Genomic DNA, 18,382 nt, shown 5'->3' with positions numbered 1-18,382 from the left:
GAACGCATCACATTTTCTTCACCAAATATCCCCTATGTAGCGTTTGAGGCGAGACGCTTGCCCATCAGGATCGCAATCTCGTGCTCAGAGGAGCCAGGAGGATAGAAATGCTGCTGAATACCCCAGATTTCCAGGCCATTGTGCAGGTAGAACTGGATGGCGGGATAGTCAATGTTTTGTGTCTCCAGCACCATTGCCCAGCAATCACGTTTTCGTGCCCAATCCGCCGCGCAACGCAGCAACAGCGAACCGACGCCGTAGCGCCGATACTGTCGCCCGACGATTACATCTTGAATACGCATCACGGCATGCTGGGGATCAATACTGAGCAGGATCGCGCCAGCGATATGACCCTCCGCTATGGCAACATAACCGCCTTCAATCTCTTGTAGTTGTTGCGCGACATCTTCCAGCGTTCGTCCCGTGAAGAAATCTTTGTAAATAGGAGGATCGACCTGGGTCTCTAGCAAGTCAAAGGCAAATGCCAGGCGACTCAATTCTTCAGGCGCGGCCTGCGGGAGAAGGTGATCGCGCACATGCAGCGTGTACACACGATCTGTTTCGAAATCATGCTCTAATTTATAGAGGTCCGGGGCGTCATCGACCTGCACAGCGCGCACTTCGATGTGGGGTGTCTCTTCGTCCATGACAACAGCCACCAGAGTCTTTCTGGCCTAGAGGCCATAGGCGGCGCCACCGCCCTTGAGCGATGACGCCACATTCATTACATAGCAGCCTGCCTACTTTTTCTGCTTGCCGTTATCCTGGGCCTCGCCATCTAATTGAATGCCCACGGCCATAGCGCCCATGCAGGCCGCTCCCACCACGCCGGAGAAGTCGCCAAGCTTGGCCTTATGGATAGGTGTACGACGCGCAGGTGTTGCCAGAGCCGCGGTACGTGCCCGATGCTCAGCCGTATCGAAGAGCAGGTCGATGGCTTCAATCACGCCGCCACCCAGAATAATGCTCTCGGGATTGTAGACGTTCATAATACTGCCCAGAGCAATACCAAGGTAGTTCGCCGCTTCCTCCACCACCTCAATTGTCAGTTCATCCTTCTGGCGAATGGCGTCGGCGAGGATACCCGAGCGAATAATCGTCTCGCCCTGTTTCAGTTGGCGCTGCGCATCGCTTGCCAGAACCGATTGACGACCATGATGGATTTCGGCCATAATGGCGCGGGTGATCGCTGTACGCGAGGCATAGGCCTCCAGACAGCCACGAGCACCACAACCACAGATGCGTCCACCAGCCTGAATCACCATGTGCCCAATCTCGCCAGCGGTCCCGGTGCTCCCCGTGTAGAGATGCCCCTCCTGCACGATACCCGAGCCAATGCCTGTCCCAACAAAGACGCAGATAAAGTTGCTGTAACCGCGACCGGAGCCATAGAAGAACTCACCACGCGCCGCCACCTCGACATCGTTGCCTACCGCGACTGGTACGTTGAATTGTTTCTGTAGAATTTGTCCCAGCTGCATATTGCGTACGCCCAGGTTAGGGGCATCGATGATCACTCCATTCTGGCGGTCAATCATGCCTGCGGCCCCCACCCCAATCGCCACCAGGTTATCACTCGCGTCCAGGTTCGCGCTCTGAATAGCTGCTGTGGCCAGCTCAATGGTCCGCTGGCTGACAAAATCGGCGCCACGCTCTGCACGTGTACGCTTACGCGCGGAGGCCAGGACCTCGCCCGTGTGCACATCCACGACAGCGGCAAGCGTTTTGGTTCCTCCCAGGTCAATACCGAGAGCATAGTTTTTTTGTTTTGGCATTTTCCACGTCACCTTTGAACAAATGGCAAACTAAGACCTGGCTGCACATCAAGATCAAGCCCATGCCGCTCTCCCCGGCTCAGGTGGAAAAAGGCCGCGCTTGCGATCATCGCAGCGTTGTCTGTACAAAACTCAATCGGCGGGTAGCTCAGTCGCACATGGAGCGGCGTCAGTTCGCGTTGTAGGCGCTCACGAAGGCTCGCATTGGCGGCCACTCCACCCGCCAGCACCACTTGCTTAACATTGTACTCTTGAGCGGCCTGGCGCGTCTTGACTGCCAGTACATCCACAATGGCTTCTTGAAAGCTTGAGGCCAGCAGTGCCACATCGGGCGCTCCCGCCTGCGCGGCCTGCTCGCCCATACGAGCATAGCGGCTTCCCTGCTTGGCCTGGCCAGTGCTGCGTAGCTCAGGCGCGACCCCGGTTGCCCCCTCGGCCAAGTGCAGCATGGCAGTCTTCAAACCACTAAAGCTGAAGTCATAGGTACCACGCAGCCAGGCCCGTGGCAAGAGATAGGCTTTACGAGCCTGCTTCAGTGATTTCTTCTGTTGGCGCAGTTCCTCTTCGACCCGCTGTGCCGCCTGCTGGATAGCTGGCCCTCCTGGATACCCCAGGCCTAGAATACGCGCGACCTTGTCAAAGGCCTCGCCCGCCGCATCGTCACGCGTTTGGCCCAGCAATTCATAGTGTCCATGTTCGCGTACCAGCACGAGTTCGCTGTGAGCGCCAGAAACCACCAGGCAGATCAAGGGAAACTCTGGATCGCCCTCGCTGATGGCCCCAACGCCTGCCTGCGGTTGCTCACCCTGGCGCAACCAGTTCGCGTAAATATGCGCCTCCAGGTGGTTCACCCCCACAAAGGGTTTAGTACGTGCCAGGGCCAGTGATTTCCCTACGGTCAGGCCTACCAGCAGCGAGCCTGCCAGTCCCGGCCCATAGGTAGCTGCAATCGCGTCCACATCATCCCAGCCACAGTGTGCTTGCTCTAACGCAGCCTCCAGTACGGGGATAATGGCCGTGAGCTGCTGGCGCGAGGCAACTTCCGGCACGACTCCCCCATAACGATTATGTACCTCAATCTGTGAGGCCACGATATTTGAGAGCAGATAGCGCCCATCTTGAACAATTGCAGCCCCTGTCTCATCACAGGAGCTTTCGATACCCAGTACAAGCATAGATACAGTCCTAATAAATGAAGTAACCCGATGTGCAATATGTTAGCGTGACGTCTCGCACTTGCGGTGCTCGTCAGTGTAGGTGTTTGTGGTATCTCCTGGCAGCCGAAGGCCACCGGGAGATACCACAAACACCTACACGAATATTATTGCGCCTCTAGCTTATGATACAAATCTGTTTTTAAGGCCAGGAACTGCTGACGATAGGCATCTGAATGAATCTCATCTGTCCACATGATAAGTGCATCTTCTTGATTATCACTGTAATAGCGATGGCGTACGCCTGCTTCTCGGAAGCCATATTTACGATAGAGGCCCTGCGCAGAATAATTTGAGACGCGAACCTCAAGGGTCACCCACTTCGCACCAATCTCGTAGGCGATATCAACCAGGCTCACCAGCAGCAGTTCACCCAGGCCCCGGCGGCGAAAATCGGGATGCATAGCGATGGTTGTCACATGTGCTTCATCAACCATGAGCCAGAGACCCGCGAAGCCCAAGATGGACGCCAACTCTGGCACCGGCATAGATATCGCCGGGCGATTGGGCAACAGTGAGAGCGGGAAGAGGCGATTCCGGCGTGGTTTCTCCTGATCCGCGGCTACAACCGTCGTTGTAGGCTCTCCATCAAGTAATTGTTTGTCACGCAACACAATATAATGCGCCCAACGATTGTCCTGAAGCTCTTTGCGATAGGCACTTGGTGGCCAGGTCGATGGATAAGCCAGGCGCTCTATTTCAATGACGCGCGGCACGTCTGCCATCGTCATTCGGTCAATGACGTAACGCACCCTTCTCCCTTTCTGTTCTCGTTCAGCCAGCTTGTGTGGCTTCACTCTCCGGTGGCGTCACGCCTGCGAGCAACGGTTGTTTGCGTGTGCTCTTCGTGATAGATGGACGCCGCAAATACAATGGTTCAAGCGTGAATGGATCGTCGCTCTGACCCATGCGTAAACGCTGTAGCCCCAGCATAGCCAGTGTAGAGGCCCGGCGCGCTGACTCATGTGCTGTGGCGAAACGCCCCTGCGATCCCAGCAACGCCTGAAGCGCGACACGTGATGGCTGTTTCAGTTCGCCACAGAAGAGCCATGGTGGCGTCTCTGTGGCGGCCTCTGCCCCACCTGGCAAGCTCGCGCGCAGGTGTGCTACCAGGGCAGCAGGCTCCAACACGAGGTAATCGCCCTCACGCTCCAGGCGCCTCTGCACCTCGCCCTCGGGCGTAAGCTCCTCCTGAGAGCGATAGCACGCGGCATACAATTCACCGCGCCCAGCCTCTAGAACGGCACAGAGAGGCCCTTGCCAGGCAGATTGCTGCGCGGCGACACTATCAAGGGTGGGAATGGCCAACAGGGGCTTTTGCAGAGAAAAAGCCAGCGCCTTCGCTGTCGAGACAGCAACGCGTACACCATTAAAAGAACCCGGTCCGGCTGCGACGATCAGCGCTTCGACCTGTGCCAACGTGGACTGACAATCTGCAAGCAAGCGCTGCATATTTTCCAGTAGTTCCACGCTGTGATTAGTGCCAGCGTTCCAGGTATATTCTCCAAGCAGCGCTTCTTCTGTACAAAGGGCGATGCTAGATTGTCGTGTAGAAGTATCAAAAGCCAGTAGAAGCATAAATTTGTTTCTGTAAATGTCGCAATAGCTCGCAATAGACTGTTCCAGTTGCGATGAACCGCAGGCGACGCTCCGTTTCATTGATAACCGATAGGTGGATCGCAAGGCGTTCTGGTAACCAGGAGATATCGGCATTCTCAGCCCATTCAATAACACAAACGCCCGAGCCTGAAAAATAATCTTCAAAGCCCAGGTCAAGTATCTCATCGGGGTCTTCCAGCCGGTACAGATCAAAGTGATAGAGGGCCGGTCCTCTCTGCGAGGATACCGTAGACCACGAGCCAGCAATCCGCTCAGACTGCGCACGTGGCTGTCCCGGATACTCTTTCAAAATCGTAAATGTGGGGCTACTAATAGTAGTGGTAATCCCCAATCCCTTCGCCAGCCCTTGCGTAAAGGTCGTTTTCCCAGCCCCTAGCTGCCCTCAAACAAGAGCAGTTCCCCACCTCGCAATAAGGTACCCAGGGTACGACCAATATGCTGCGTCTGCTGCGTGCTCTGGCTGACAAGTTCGAGTGTCTCTCTTGGCAAATGTTCAGTCACAACCAGACAACCTTCACCACAACGCAACGCCTCCAGCAACGAACAGAGGCGCTGCTCTTCTATCTCGTGAAATTTTTTATACATGAGCGGCGAGAAAACCACGAGGTCTTCAGCCTCGTGGATGAATCGCCGGAACGCCCCTTGTTCTTTTGAGCAAGAGACGATCCATTGACTCAAAAAACTCTGCCCGAAGGCAGGTGATGCGTATCCCTTCGCTGTGACCACCAAGGGAATCCGGCTTCATCTCGACAAGGTTCAAAAGGCTTTTTGCACCTGGATCACCGGACCTTTCCTCAGTCCTCCTTAAACCCAGGCGACAGAGCAGCGGTCTGATGCGTCAACCGCAGGTGTCCTGACCTCTTCGAACGTAGCGCCCATTTCTGGGGCTGAGTCTGGTGAACTCAGGCTTCTTGCGAAGCTACTGAACTGGGTCTTCAGTGACTCCCGAAGAAGCCACTGCGTCTTCAGCTCAGTGGTAGTTCACTTGACCATTGCCAGCTACCTGCCAGAAAATACATTCCTCGCATGCATAGGGCAGAATGGTGAACTTATTATAGCATACCCTCGTGACGACTATGCGACCTCACCAGCCAGCAACTGCTCACGCGTTAACGGCGCAATGCAGCAGTCGATGGGCAATTAAGCGCCACACTTAGCGTAATTTGGCCCCACAGGCGCGGCAATAGAGCGCATTGGGACGCACGACGCTCTTACAATTGGGACAGATTGTTTGCCCCTGCGCCGTTGGAGTATTGCCGGTCACTGGCTGATAGTTTGGCGCAACACTTGAAGCTGGGGGAGGCGTGCCAGGCTGTGAATTGGTGTTTGGATTCCCCTGGTTTGGAGAGGGGGAGTGTAGTTGGTGGTCTGACCCGGGGCATACTGATCGGCCGGGTAGAGCTCTCTTTTTACCTCATCTAACTGCTCTTCGCGCCGCTTCACATCATGATCAAGCTCGATAATGCTCGCGCAGAGACGCGAGAGCTGGGAATCCGTCAAAGCCCCCTGCTGATACAAGTTCATGGCTGTAACGGTCAAGTCATTCAAAAGCTGCTGGCGCTGCTCCAGCAGTTTATCAATCTCGCCTTGCTTGCCACGGACACGCATTTGTTTCTGCGCTTCCCAACCTGTGCGACTGACAGCGGTATTCAAGAAATTTTTTGCCGATTCAATAAAGTCACTCATCTCTGCCTCCAAAATCTGTGTCAGGTGTGCTTTTGGCCTGCACAACTGCTACATTGTATAGTATTTTCTTGATATCTGTCTATTTTTGCACGCCAACTGCTCTGTTAAAGTTCAACTGAAAGGTATTCATACCGCCTGCGGCGGCATAGGAAAAGGACGCAGAGGGCGTCAGCCCCTCTGCACTCCCCACTTTTCCTTTTCAAGTTAAGCTTTAACAGCATACTACTCTTCTACTACTGCGTGCTGGTAGAGCCGAATCTCTCTGGTCGCCCCTGGGCATTCAGATCAATCGCGACGACATCGATACGCCATGAACGCTCAGTAAGCCCGTGATGAGCCAGGTAGTATTGCGCGACCTGAATGAGCTTGTGCTGCTTACGCTTATGCACAGCCTCTTCCGGCAAGCCGTAGCTCCATCCCCGGCGCGCCTTAACCTCCACAAATACGAGGTCTTCCCCTCTTCCGCGATAATATCAATCTCACCAAAGACACAACGAAAATTGCGTGCTACTATATGATAGCCACACTCCTGTAACCTGGCTACGGCCAGATCCTCACCAAGTATACCCAGACTTCGCTGCACACTCTTTTTCTCTGGCACAACTCCTCCCAATCCTCTTTATGGCTCTACAAAGCTAGTACGAAGCACCAGGTGAAATGTTGTGCCGGGTTTATGGTGGCGTGCTGGTTGATGCCAGCGCGCCACCATAAACCCACTCTCATAGGATATGATAGAGATAGTAGGACGTCTGTTAAGACAAGGAGGACTCACCCACATGCAGATAGTACCCAGGCCCCTGGTTTTCATCCATGGCTCAGGCGATAATGCCCGGATATGGGATACGCTGCTGCCCTATTTTCAGCAGCAGGGGCAACACCCCACCTACGCGCTCGACCTCCCCGGGCATGGCAAGCGGACAGATACGCTGCCCGCGACGGCGAGCGTTGCCGACTACGCCAGGGAGGTCGCCCATATCCTGAGCAATGAGCTACATCTCTCCTCGGCGATTATCGTTGGGCACTCCCTGGGTGGGGCCATCGCGCTCACGCTTGCGTTAGAGTATCCACAGATGCTCTCGGGGCTGGCCTTGATCGGCAGTGGAGCGCGCCTACGTGTCCATCCTACCTTGTTAGAGGAGGCCCAACACCAGCCAGGCATGGCCGCAGAGCGACTGACGACGCTGGCCCTGGCACCCAGCACTAGCGCCAGCATGCTACCTCGCCTGTTACAACAGAAAGGCGCCAATGATATGCAGATGCTCTATCGTGACCTGGCCGCCTGCAATAGCTTTGATGTCATGGAACGCATCCCCGAGATCACGCTGCCAACTTGCCTACTCTGCGGCGAGGATGATCAACTCACGCCTCCTAAGTATAGCCGTTATCTCCAGCAGCAACTTGCGCACGCATCTTTGCAGGTTTTGCCCGCCGCAGGACACTACGTCATGTGTGAGCAAGCGGAGGCGATCTACCAGGCGCTCTCATTGTGGCTACAAGAAATCGAAGGTGATGCCTAGCTACGCGCAGTCTCCCAAGGGAGATACACTAGCTCATCTCACCCCCTCGACGCTCTACGGCTGTTCGTGTTACAATAATCGAGCAGCACTTAAAACACGAGCGTGACCATATGCTTGAGGCATATTTTCAACAATGTCACTCGTACAATAAGATCAAATTAGGGAGCAACGATATGTCAGGTCATTCTAAATGGGCGCAGATTCGCCGCTCAAAAGGCGTCAACGATGCACGCCGTGGTCAACTCTTCACCCGCCTGGGACGCGAAATCGTTGTTGCCGTACGTGAGGGTGGAAGCGGTGATACAGCAGCAAACTTCCGCCTGCGCATGGCAGTTCAGCGTGCTCGCGACGCCAATATGCCACTCGACAATATTGAGCGCACGATTAAGCGCGCGCTGGGTGGCGCCGAGGGACCCAGCCTGGAAGAGATCACCTACGAGGGGTATGGTCCTGGTGGCACCGCCATCCTGGTTCAGACCATGACCGAAAATCGCAACCGCACCGTTGCCGAGGTCCGTAACGCCTTTAACCGTAACGCCGGCAACATGGGTGAAAATGGGTGCGTTGACTGGCTCTTTGAGCTCAAAGGCATTATTGAGATTGAGCTGGCGGGCAAAGACCCTGATGAACTCTCGCTCGAAGCGCTCGACCTGGGCGCCGATGATGTGGAGCCAGTCGCAGCCGATAGTGAGACACTCACCATCTATACCGATCCCTCTGAGTTGGAGAGCATGCGGAAGGCGCTGGAGGAGAAGGGCTACACCATCGTCAAGGCCGAGACCTCGATGGTGCCGAAGACCAAGGCCGAGATCACAGACGAGAAACAGGCTCACCAGTTAATGCGCCTGATTGATAAGCTTGAGGACCTGGACGATGTCCAGGGTGTTCATACTAACGCTGACTTCCCTGAGGAGTTCGCGGCCTCGTATCAGTAGGCGCACAAAAAGAAAAGGGAAGTAGCCTCATGGATACCGTACGCGATCAAGCATCAGCAACTCGTCCGCGCATCGCGCTGGGTATCGACCCGGGCACTGCCATTGTAGGGTATGCGGTAGTGATGGCTCAGGGAAGTAACTTGAGCTTGCTGGCCTGTGATGTCATCACTACCCCGGCCAAAACACCGCTCGCACAGCGCCTTCAGACGATCTATGCCGAACTCAGCAACATTATTGCCACCTTTAAGCCCCAGGAAGCCGCCATTGAAGAGCTCTTCTTCGCCAAAAATGCCCGGACCGCCATGACGGTAGGACATGCGCGCGGCGTCGCCATGCTGGCTCTGGCGAATGGTGGACTCTCTGTCGCTGAATATAAGCCCAAACAAGTTAAACAGGCTGTTACCGGCTATGGGGACGCCAACAAGGACCAGGTAGGCGAAATGGTGCGCATTTTACTCAAGCTGACCGCGGTTCCCAAGCCCGATGACGCCGCTGACGCCGCCGCCATCGCTATTTGCCATCTGCATACCCTGCCCCTGGCCAGAAACTTTGCGAGCTACACGAGCTACCAGCGCTAGTAAGCAACCGCTTTCCAGCTCGTGAAACAGAATAGTAAAAAGATGATTACAAGTATTCATGGAATATTGCAAACCTGCCACCCCGACCACGTGACGGTACGTGTGGGTGGTTTTGGCATCCAGGTCTTCGCGCCAGCCACCACCATTAGTGGCCTGGGTGAAACTGGCACCGAGGTAGAGCTACATACGCATTTTCATATGCGCGAGGATGGGATCGCGCTCTACGGCTTTGCGACCGAGATAGATCGCGACGCTTTTGAGCAACTCATCGCCGTCAACGGGGTTGGCCCACGCGTGGCCCTCTCGCTGCTCTCGGTAATGGATGCGCCCGCGCTCTATAAAGCCATCGCCGATGAGGATCAGCAGCGCTTGGGACTCGCCAAGGGTGTTGGCAAGCGCCTCGCCGCGCAGCTCATACTCGCGCTCAAGGGGAAACTACCATCTATCGTCCCCGCGGGCACGATCAGCGGTGTTCCTTCGGGCAAGCTTCAGGCCGAGGTGCTGGAGGCCTTGATGGGACTTGGCTTCTCAAGCGCGGAGGCCCAGGCAGCCATTGCGAAAATTCCTCAGGACCAGGCCATGACCCTCGAACAGCAGGTGACCTACGCCCTACGCACCTTCTCTCGCTCATGAGGCAAAAGCGCCTGACAGGGCTCACGTCAGGCGCGCAATCGGTTCCACAATTCGCTTTATGAAGAGACGGTCGCCGTGAATCAGCATCCATACAGGGACTTTTACCGCGTTAAGATGCGTTCGGCTTCGATATAGGTTGGACCTGCCTCGATAAACCCCAGGCGATGGTAGAGATTGACCGCTGGAATGTTGAGGGTAATATTGAGCAACACCGTTGCATAGTCCAGCTCGCGCAGGCGGCGAATACACCGCACGCCCAGGTACTGCCCCAGACCGATGTGCCGAAAGGCGGGAGCCACCACCATATGCCGGATGCGGGGCACACCCCGCTCTAGATGCACCAGAACGGCGCCCGCCAAATGAAAACGGTCCAGGCTATGCTCAACGACAAAACAACATTCAGGCATAAATGGGCCAAAGGCGCCTTCTTGTATCGCTCGCGCCTCAGCACGCCACTCTCCCGGATCGGCATGGACATTGTCGGGGCCACCTGCGTACGCACGCTGCAACAAGATGCCTAGCTGCTCCACATCACCCTGGGTAATTTCTCGGACACGCAAGGAGGCAGGCAAGGGAAACAGGGGCATTGTGAGCTGGGTCGAGGCCACCATCACGGTACGCCGGCGTAGTTCACGAAAATTGGCGGCGGCAAAGGAGGCGGTATAAGCCGCGGGATAGGTAGCCTTAATATAGCGTACGCCCAGGGCAGCCGCGCGCACCTGCGCCTCAGCTACCACCTGAGCCGCAACACTCCCGCCCGCGTCAAAGAGCAAGACAAAACCATCTAGAACGGCGGTCTTCTCCTCCTCGTCTTCAGCCACATAGAAGCGTAAGCGACCAACGGGCCTCTCGCCCTGCCAGAGGAGATAGCGTTGAGCCTGCTTTTTCAGCGGCTCACTGCGATATCGCTCGATTTGCGCCTCCTCCATTTCAAAGTGCAGCTGGTCCGCGCTCTGCCGGGTAACCGACACCCAGGTCTCGGCATCTTGTGGAAGTGCCTGGCGCCATTCGACAGAGTTACGCATCACGTCAGAATCAAGCATCGGTAGACCTCCAACAGCGAGGAACTATAGGAGAGCAGGTCCCCTTCCTTGCCAATCTGAAAAGCTTAGGTTATACTCCAGAGGTGTCACACCAATAACGTACACATCGGGTTAGTGATAGAGATAGATGCTGACTGTATGGAATTACTTGTCGCTACCCTGACCTCGCTTCAGGCAGGGAAAGATATTGATAGCATAGCACGCATACGCCTGGTCTTTGATACGGCACGCAATGCTCCAGGAGTCATCTCCTCCAACCTGTATCAAGGTCGAGGCAAGCAACCCTATTACCTGCTCCTGACCACCTGGGATGATGAAACCAGCTGGAAAAGCGCGGGCGAACGTCATAATCCACAGTTCCTCCTGCGTAGTAGTATGGCCGATCTGCTTGCAGGGCCTCCTCAGCAATGGTATATGCACTATCTCTGGGGATATAGCCGTGCCACGAGACAACCGGGCTTCGCGACAGTTCACCTGCTCTCCCTACCACCGCAGCAACTCAAGCGCGCCAACCAGGAATGCCTGCGCTACCTACATCAATTAACGCTCCAGGCCCCGCTGACCTTCGCCTTCCTGGCCTATGGTGTCTCTGATGGTCCCTCTCAATTCACCCAGCCCACATCCACAAGCAATGAGCCACAAACCACGCTCTTTGGCCTCTTTAGCTGGAGTAGTCAGGAGGAAAGCGAGGCCTTCTTTCAACACCCTCATACCCAGGCTCTGGGGAATATCCTTCAATCGCTAGGGAAGCTACACACGCTACCGTTTGAAATTCTTTAGCGCGCCCTTTACCTAATCGACGCTCGTCTCATGGACCGGGCGGTCATAATATTTTTTGAGTTCCGCCTGGAGAAAATCGCGCTGCTGCCACATCTGTGGCGTGAAGATGTGATACTCGCCATCACAGATGGGGACCTCGTGCTTATGCTTAAGATGAGGGAGCAAGCGAAAACGAATATTCTCCTCGACGACTTCAATCCACATATGCCGTCGCGTGTAGCCAGTCCCCCAACGGAACAACACCATGGTATCGTACTCTTCAAAGTGGCCACGCCCCTTCAACTCGGTCGTGTTGATTGATTGAAGCATTTCTGGCAAGCCACTGACACGAAAGATACGCTTGGCGTTCTCGCGCTGCTGCTGACTATGTTCCTCCAGAGGTGAGGCGTTCGGTAGTGTCTCGGGTTCCTGATTCATACAGCCATTCTCTCTCTATGTTTGAGTTTGTGAGCCGGCGGCTCCCTCAGATTGTAGCAGATATCCCTATCTACGAACAGGCTTCATACCCAAGGCAAGACCTGATAGTAGTTACTTCGCATCACTTACTTTCCGCGAAAGCGTCTTCCTTCAGGCATGCTATCGGCCTGGTAACCAGGCTTATACGCTTGCCTGAGGGGGGAGAGAAGGGATAGGCGCAGTCGTGTGCAGGCATTTTGTCGATATGACAGACATTCCCGGAAGACTGCTTTGCGCGCCGTTTGGCCGTCGCGGTTAGGGAGCCTATCTCATCGTGAAGATAACGACGTTGATCGCTGACAATCCCAATCGAGAGGGAGACGAGTGGGAATTGATAGGGGCGGCCTTTGCGGTCTACCCCACTAATGGAACCGCGCTCGACATCGTCTGGCCGATACAGTTGCAGGCTCTCGCGTTTATAGAGATTGAGGATATGCTGATAGAGGACGGTAGCGCGCTCAGGGGTCGTTAAAATAATAAAATCATCGCCTCCGATATGGCCAACAAAGTCATCCGCGTTCCCATAATCATAGACGACACTCTGGCAGATATGGCTTACGAGCAGGATCATGTCATTGCCAGCCAGAAAGCCATACACATCGTTAAAGGCCTTAAAGTTATCGAGGTCAAGATAGAGAATGCTCCAGGGTTCTGCGCTCTTGAGCTTATTATCCAGTGCCCATTCAAGTTGCAAGCCACCAGGAAGCAGGGTCAAAGGGGAGAGAGAGTATTGCTGGATACGACGGAGTTGCCTATGCACATGGGCCAGAAGCTCATCATTGTTGACAGGTGTAGCGATGTAGGCGTCTGCTCCCATGTCCAGGGCACGCACCCGGTCATCTATTTCTTGTGAAGAACTGACGACGATAAGAGGAATGTGCATACTCTTGGGATGAGCGCGCAGCCTCCGCAGCAAAGCATATCCATCGAGACCACTGGTCGAAAAATCAATGACAATCACATGGGGAATGTCACGTAAAGCAAACTGTAGCGCAGCATCGCCATTGAGGTGCATCGCAGTTTGGTAACCTTTGAACGCTAGCTTCTCTCGTAGCAGCTTAGTGATCAATTCCTCATCCTCGATGACTAAAATGCTGGACATATGCACTCCTGCCTCTACGTTTCATTTTACACATTGTGTATACCTCACGTATACCACTCTTGTCATGAAACACTAACAATTTGTGGAAGCTTTTTGTCCGTGAGATTGCAATCTCTCTCCCGCTCTCACATATCTCTCTCATCAGTAAGTATCATCCGCTATCACCACTCTCCACATACTCGTTCTCATGAAATATGCCGCATAGTATAGGTACGCATGTCTTCATTAGTAAAGCGTACTATGCGCTTTCCTCTACCAGCCCCCTGACAACCACCATCGTCTCTATGCTCAACAAAAATGTGCTTGAGCGCAAAAAACCTGCAAGCTTAAAGAACTTACCATCCAATGCACATATATGTGGGGTGGAAGGCTTCATACACAAGAGGCAATACTGCACCATAGACCCACAAAATAGAACTTACATGCTCGCTGTACGCTTGCCTCTTGCCGCTCATAGCACAGTGACGGATTACCAGAAAGGCTCGTAAAATAAAGGACATGTAGCGGAACGAGATCATGCGTCTAGTTGACATACGAACGAACATAATTATAAATATGCATACATATGTCTTTAATCAGTATAACATCCTTCGTGGTCCATGCAAAGTATTTGCCACTCAATTTTGCCCATTTCGTCAAAATTTTCGCGGAACTCACAACATAGTGACTTTTGTACTACATAATGATGGGCAATAATAAGAATCCACACTTTTGTATTTTCTTGCGTTTATAATTGCGCCAGGAACGGTCCAGATGCACCACCATCTCTCTTCGCGCCTGCGGCGCTGATGGGTAAGGCGTGTGGTAGGTGTGGTGCTGGTGGAGCCAGCACCACACCTACCACACGCCTTACCCCTAGATGAGCTTGCAAGCCGAGGCAGATAGCAAAAGAGAACTGGCCCCAGTATTTTTCGTGAAAAGTTGACGCTAGTCCCAGGCTGAGATAAGATACGTTCCAGAAATATCTTCTTGATCAGGGGAGAGAGGCACAACATGACCTTATCAGCACCTGCGGAGCGAGCAATCTCCTTCTATAGCAAGGGGCAACCCGCATTTATCCTGGAGGGGGTCGTCCATGAACCGCTCCAGAAGATGCAGCTCGCGCCTGTCGTTATTTTATGCCATCCACAGCCTGCCAGCAGTAATATGAACGACAGTTTGCTCGTTGTCCTGGCACGCGCCCTGGCACTGGCAGGGATGTACGCTGTGCGCTTCAACTTCCGTGGCGTTGGTCGCAGCCAGGGGCAACAAACTGATGGGCGCCTGGAACCATTGGACCTGGCGGGCGCTATTGACATGGCACTCTCACTCCCAGGAGCCAATCCAGCCAAGCTCTGCGTTGTAGGGCATGGCTTCGGTGCTTATATTGGACTCCTCTATGCTCCATTTGATCAACGGGTACGCACGCTTGTCTCTGTGAGCCTCCCTCTCTTTCGCGCGACAAGTGGCTTTCCACGTCCCTTCGAACGCCCCAAGCTCTTTGTGACGGGCGAGTTCGACGAGATCTGTCCTCTCTACAAGCTAGAACCCTTTGTGGAGCAACAGAGCGGCCCCAAGGGTATCAAAGTTATTACTGGCGCACGTCACCTGATGCGTGGCTTTGAAGAGCCTGCCGTGCTCGCGATCCTGAATTATATTAATAAATGGGCGAGCATGCCTGGAGTGTAGTCCATGAATCCCAAGAACCCTATGATCGTCCAGAGTGATCGTACTGTCTTACTTGAGGTCGATCACTCACTCCATGCCGAGGCTCGTGACGCGCTCTCACGCTTTGCTGAGCTTGAGAAATCACCGGAGCATATTCATACCTATCGTCTCTCGCCCCTTTCGCTCTGGAACGCGGCCTCCGGGGGATGCAGGCACCAGCCATTGTCGACCTGCTTGAACGCTATAGCAAATACCCCCTTCCGCCAAATATCCTGACCGATATCCACGACTATATCAGCCGCTATGGTCGTCTTAAGCTCATACGCGATGGCGACCAGTTGCTGCTCACCTCCGAAGATTCCCGCCTTATCGCCGAAATTCTTCATCACCGGCTTATACAACCCTACCTGCGATGTCCACGCGATGCCTCGACCCTGTTGGTAGACGGCAGCCGGAGGGGGCATATCAAGCAAGCGCTGATCCATATCGGTTTTCCGGCTGAGGATCTTGCAGGCTACGCCGATGGCTCGCCCCTGCCCTTTAAACTCCGTGAGCACGATGAGGTAGGAAAGCCATTTACGCCTCGAACCTATCAGCAGGCGGCGTCCGCGGCCTTCTATGCAGGTGGAGCACCGGGTGGGGGCAGCGGCGTGGTTGTACTCCCCTGTGGGGCGGGCAAGACCATCGTTGGCCTGGTCACGATGGCCGACATTCAGCGCGCAACCTTGATTCTCACGCCCAATACCGTCGCGGTACGCCAGTGGATTCACGAGCTTCGCGCGAAAACCTCGCTTCTTCCCGAAATGATTGGAGAATATACAGGTGAACGCAAGGATATCGCGCCAGTGACTGTCAGCACCTATCAGATGTTGACCTACCGCCGCGCCAATGGTGAGGAGGAAGGCACAGAGTCGCTCGCCGACTACCCACACTTCTCGCTCTTGACGAGCTATGACTGGGGACTGATTATCTATGATGAAGTCCACCTACTGCCTGCCCCGGTCTTTCGTGTCACCGCCGAAATCCAGGCACGCCGGCGCCTGGGGCTGACCGCCACCCTGGTACGCGAAGATGGGCGTGAGGCCGATGTCTTCAGCCTGATCGGTCCCAAGAAGTATGATGTTCCCTGGCGCGAGCTTGAACGCCAGGGCTGGATCGCCACTGCCGAGTGCCATGAAATTCGCGTCAGCCTTCCAGATGAGGGGCAGCTTACCTATGCCATGGCGCAGACGCGGGAGAAATACCGTCTGGCCGCTGAGAATCCCGCCAAGTTTACGGTGACACACCTCCTGGCCGAGCAGCATAAAGACGACCAGGTACTTATCATTGGCCAATACCTAGACCAGCTCAAAGTGCTTGCCCAGGAGCTACAGGCGCCTCTCCTCACCGGACGCACCTCGACAAGCCAGCGTGAAAAGCTCTATGAACAGTTTCGCCAGGGACAGATCAAACGCCTGGTCGTCAGCAAGGTTGCGAACTTTGCCATTGACCTGCCCGACGCGAATGTGGCGATTCAGGTCTCTGGCACCTTTGGCTCACGCCAGGAGGAGGCTCAGCGACTTGGACGCATCTTGCGCCCCAAAAGTAATGGCGGGATCGCGCACTTTTATACCATCGTGACACGCGATACATGCGACCAGGATTTCTCCACCAACCGTCAGCTCTTCCTGACCGAACAGGGATATCGCTATAGCATCGAGGATGCAGAGGCGCTCCTCTCATCCTTACCAGAAGCGTAATAGGACGTATGAGGAAGTACATGGAAAAACCTCTTCTTGACAGTACCATCAATGGAGTGGTACCTTGAGAGACGAACAACGCTTCTTTACTATTTTCTAAGAGGATGGTATGGCAGATACGTATATCTCTGTTACAAATGAAAACTTTCCTGAGCAGGTACTCCAGGCTCCGCAGCTCGTAGTCGTCTACTTTGCTGCCGATAAGAGTAATTCCTGCCAGATACAGGAACCCGAGTTTGTCGCGGTCAGCAAAGCGTACCAGGATCGCGTCACCTTCGCGAAGGTAAATGTCGAAAACGAGGAAGGCCTGACCAACCAGTACACAATCGATGGCATTCCGACCCTCGTCTTCTTCAAAGGGGGGAACGAGATCTATCGCATCAAAGGCATTATGATGCGTGATAAGCTTCGTCGCCAGCTCGAAGGAGTCCTGCTCGTAGCGAGCGAGTAAATAGCGCCGCACGCTGCAACCCATTACCACAAACAAACACGCTCCATACAGAACACAACGTATGGATGCGAGGGGAGATTTTTTGTGAGTTTACTATACCCACTTCGATTAGAGTCTTCGCTACACGAAACCATCTGGGGTGGACGCCGCCTGGAACACGACAGCTGGAAGCAACTCCCAGAAGATGATACAGCCATCGGTGAGTCCTGGGAGACTGAAATCAGCAATCGCATACTCAATGGTCCCCACGCGGGCAAGACCCTGGGCGCCCTTGTTGCCGAACAGGGAACGCCCTTGCTAGGAGAACAGGCCGTCGCAATATTCGGTGAGCGCTTCCCCCTCCTTGCCAAATTTATTGACGCCAACGCCCAGCTCTCGGTCCAGGTTCACCCTAAGGATGGCTATGCCGCACAGCATGAGCATGGCAAGCTAGGCAAAACGGAGTACTGGTATATTCTGGCCACCGAGCCAGGGGCCAGCATCGTGCATGGTTTTGAGGCTGAGACCACGAGCGAAGAGGTACGCCAGGCCATTCAGGACGTTACTCTTGAATCGCTTATGCACGCCGAAACCGTACAGGCTGGAGATGTCGTCTTCGTGCCAGCAGGAACCGTCCATGCAATTGGCGCAGGCATTTTGCTCTATGAATTACAGGAATACTCAGACGTTACCTATCGCATGTATGATTATGGACGCCTGACAGCCTCGGGAAAGCCGCGTGAGCTGCATATTGACCGCTCACTCGATGTCTCACACTATCAAGTCTCCCCGCAAATCAAGATGCGCCCGGTCGTCCTCCATAGTAGCGAGCAATACGAAGAACGCTGCCTGGTGGCTTGCAAATATTTTGTCTCACGCGAGCTTAATTTGAAGACACAGAGCGTTGTCGAGGATCGCACAACTGACAGTTGTGTCATTCTCACCTCACTGGGTGCCACATTGACGATTGCCTACGGAGCTGATTTCGTGGAGCATGAAACGCTCAAACGTGGTGAGACCATGATTTTGCCCGCCTCCCTGGGCGAGTATCGCCTGCAAGGTGAGGGCCTCCTGCTCCGCTCATATGTCCCCTCCGCGGAGGATGCGGCATGGCGCCTCTGGAACCAGGAAAACAAAGAGAGCAGCCTCTAATTGAGCTATGTGGTGGGGACTGACGCTGTGGGGGCGCCACACTGCTAAAGCACGCCGTACCATGATATGTGGGCG

The 18,382-nt window shown here is 54.5% G+C and carries 20 protein-coding genes and 2 pseudogenes; 9 read left to right on the top strand and 13 right to left on the bottom strand.

Annotated features, from left to right (window positions below):
* Positions 1 to 32: 32 nt before the first annotated feature.
* From JMJ16_RS29595 to JMJ16_RS57325, 10 genes and pseudogenes are all read right to left on the bottom strand, one after another.
* A complete protein-coding gene (locus JMJ16_RS29595) occupies positions 33 to 647 on the bottom strand; it encodes a GNAT family N-acetyltransferase (RefSeq protein WP_201387457.1) in 615 nt (204 codons plus the stop codon).
* 93 nt (positions 648 to 740) lie between these two features.
* Positions 741 to 1,775 (bottom strand): ROK family protein, encoded by a 1,035-nt coding sequence (locus JMJ16_RS29590; RefSeq protein WP_201387455.1) that lies wholly within the window; start codon positions 1,773 to 1,775, stop codon positions 741 to 743.
* Between the two features lie 8 nt (positions 1,776 to 1,783).
* Positions 1,784 to 2,950 carry a tRNA (adenosine(37)-N6)-threonylcarbamoyltransferase complex transferase subunit TsaD gene (gene tsaD, locus JMJ16_RS29585; RefSeq protein ID WP_201379442.1) on the bottom strand — a complete coding sequence of 389 codons (1,167 nt, stop codon included), beginning with the start codon at positions 2,948 to 2,950 and terminating at the stop codon, positions 1,784 to 1,786.
* 146 nt (positions 2,951 to 3,096) lie between these two features.
* Positions 3,097 to 3,741: a ribosomal protein S18-alanine N-acetyltransferase gene (gene rimI / locus JMJ16_RS29580; protein ID WP_201387453.1), complete on the bottom strand. Its 645-nt coding sequence runs from the start codon at positions 3,739 to 3,741 to the stop codon at positions 3,097 to 3,099.
* A gap of 22 nt (positions 3,742 to 3,763) precedes the next feature.
* On the bottom strand, positions 3,764 to 4,567 hold the full coding sequence (gene tsaB, locus JMJ16_RS29575) for a tRNA (adenosine(37)-N6)-threonylcarbamoyltransferase complex dimerization subunit type 1 TsaB (protein WP_201387451.1): 804 nt from the start codon (positions 4,565 to 4,567) through the stop codon (positions 3,764 to 3,766).
* Positions 4,548 to 4,940, bottom strand: coding sequence for a tRNA (adenosine(37)-N6)-threonylcarbamoyltransferase complex ATPase subunit type 1 TsaE (locus JMJ16_RS29570; RefSeq protein ID WP_236601740.1), 393 nt, complete (start codon positions 4,938 to 4,940; stop codon positions 4,548 to 4,550). The genes tsaB and JMJ16_RS29570 overlap by 20 nt, the downstream gene beginning before the upstream one ends.
* A gap of 41 nt (positions 4,941 to 4,981) precedes the next feature.
* Positions 4,982 to 5,194: a hypothetical protein gene (locus tag JMJ16_RS29565; RefSeq protein WP_201387449.1), complete on the bottom strand. Its 213-nt coding sequence runs from the start codon at positions 5,192 to 5,194 to the stop codon at positions 4,982 to 4,984.
* Positions 5,195 to 5,869: 675 nt separating this feature from the next.
* On the bottom strand, positions 5,870 to 6,295 hold the full coding sequence (locus JMJ16_RS29560; protein ID WP_201387447.1) for a hypothetical protein: 426 nt from the start codon (positions 6,293 to 6,295) through the stop codon (positions 5,870 to 5,872).
* A gap of 233 nt (positions 6,296 to 6,528) precedes the next feature.
* Positions 6,529 to 6,735, bottom strand: a complete 207-nt coding sequence (locus JMJ16_RS57330) for a YraN family protein (protein WP_374229104.1) — start codon at positions 6,733 to 6,735, stop codon at positions 6,529 to 6,531.
* Positions 6,736 to 6,800: 65 nt separating this feature from the next.
* Positions 6,801 to 6,878, bottom strand: a pseudogene (locus JMJ16_RS57325) (YraN family protein); the annotation flags it as partial.
* A 193-nt stretch (positions 6,879 to 7,071) separates the two neighbouring features.
* Here JMJ16_RS57325 and JMJ16_RS29550 point away from each other — a divergent pair.
* The 4 genes from JMJ16_RS29550 (at position 7,072) to ruvA (ending at position 9,958) form a co-directional block, all read left to right on the top strand.
* Positions 7,072 to 7,812, top strand: coding sequence for an alpha/beta fold hydrolase (locus JMJ16_RS29550; protein WP_201387443.1), 741 nt, complete (start codon positions 7,072 to 7,074; stop codon positions 7,810 to 7,812).
* A gap of 173 nt (positions 7,813 to 7,985) precedes the next feature.
* Positions 7,986 to 8,747: a YebC/PmpR family DNA-binding transcriptional regulator gene (locus JMJ16_RS29545; RefSeq protein WP_007906012.1), complete on the top strand. Its 762-nt coding sequence runs from the start codon at positions 7,986 to 7,988 to the stop codon at positions 8,745 to 8,747.
* 29 nt (positions 8,748 to 8,776) lie between these two features.
* A complete protein-coding gene (gene ruvC / locus JMJ16_RS29540) occupies positions 8,777 to 9,325 on the top strand; it encodes a crossover junction endodeoxyribonuclease RuvC (RefSeq protein WP_201387441.1) in 549 nt (182 codons plus the stop codon).
* Between the two features lie 42 nt (positions 9,326 to 9,367).
* Entirely contained in the window at positions 9,368 to 9,958 is a 591-nt protein-coding gene (ruvA, locus tag JMJ16_RS29535) for a Holliday junction branch migration protein RuvA (RefSeq protein WP_201371568.1), read from the top strand.
* Positions 9,959 to 10,059: 101 nt separating this feature from the next.
* On the opposite strand, the gene JMJ16_RS29530 is transcribed toward ruvA, so the two are convergent.
* The gene (locus JMJ16_RS29530) at positions 10,060 to 11,001 is read right to left on the bottom strand and encodes a GNAT family N-acetyltransferase (protein WP_201387439.1); all 942 of its coding nucleotides are present in this window, start codon (positions 10,999 to 11,001) and stop codon (positions 10,060 to 10,062) included.
* Positions 11,002 to 11,139: 138 nt separating this feature from the next.
* On the opposite strand from JMJ16_RS29530, the gene JMJ16_RS29525 reads away from it, so the two are divergent.
* Complete coding sequence (locus tag JMJ16_RS29525; protein WP_201371566.1) at positions 11,140 to 11,781, top strand: hypothetical protein; 642 nt, start codon at positions 11,140 to 11,142, stop codon at positions 11,779 to 11,781.
* A gap of 12 nt (positions 11,782 to 11,793) precedes the next feature.
* Here the strand turns inward: JMJ16_RS29525 and JMJ16_RS29520 are convergent, their stop codons facing one another.
* Together JMJ16_RS29520 and JMJ16_RS29515 are read right to left on the bottom strand one after the other, a co-directional pair.
* Positions 11,794 to 12,198, bottom strand: a complete 405-nt coding sequence (locus tag JMJ16_RS29520; RefSeq protein ID WP_201387437.1) for a hypothetical protein — start codon at positions 12,196 to 12,198, stop codon at positions 11,794 to 11,796.
* A gap of 121 nt (positions 12,199 to 12,319) precedes the next feature.
* The gene (locus JMJ16_RS29515; RefSeq protein ID WP_201387436.1) at positions 12,320 to 13,339 is read right to left on the bottom strand and encodes a response regulator; all 1,020 of its coding nucleotides are present in this window, start codon (positions 13,337 to 13,339) and stop codon (positions 12,320 to 12,322) included.
* A 993-nt stretch (positions 13,340 to 14,332) separates the two neighbouring features.
* On the opposite strand from JMJ16_RS29515, the gene JMJ16_RS29510 reads away from it, so the two are divergent.
* The 4 genes and pseudogenes from JMJ16_RS29510 to JMJ16_RS29495 all read left to right on the top strand — a co-directional run bounded on the left by JMJ16_RS29510 (position 14,333) and on the right by JMJ16_RS29495 (position 18,307).
* Complete coding sequence (locus JMJ16_RS29510; RefSeq protein ID WP_201371563.1) at positions 14,333 to 15,007, top strand: alpha/beta hydrolase; 675 nt, start codon at positions 14,333 to 14,335, stop codon at positions 15,005 to 15,007.
* A gap of 3 nt (positions 15,008 to 15,010) precedes the next feature.
* Positions 15,011 to 16,623: pseudogene (locus JMJ16_RS29505) on the top strand (DNA repair helicase XPB); the annotation flags it as partial.
* A gap of 211 nt (positions 16,624 to 16,834) precedes the next feature.
* Positions 16,835 to 17,176 carry a co-chaperone YbbN gene (locus JMJ16_RS29500; RefSeq protein WP_007906035.1) on the top strand — a complete coding sequence of 114 codons (342 nt, stop codon included), beginning with the start codon at positions 16,835 to 16,837 and terminating at the stop codon, positions 17,174 to 17,176.
* 84 nt (positions 17,177 to 17,260) lie between these two features.
* The gene (locus tag JMJ16_RS29495) at positions 17,261 to 18,307 is read left to right on the top strand and encodes a type I phosphomannose isomerase catalytic subunit (protein WP_201387434.1); all 1,047 of its coding nucleotides are present in this window, start codon (positions 17,261 to 17,263) and stop codon (positions 18,305 to 18,307) included.
* The last annotated feature ends 75 nt before the right edge of the window (positions 18,308 to 18,382 follow it).

The sequence above is a fragment of the Ktedonobacter sp. SOSP1-52 genome (assembly GCF_016587395.1).
Note: the sequence above shows the minus strand (reverse complement) of the source record. Positions and strands in the feature narration are given on the sequence as shown.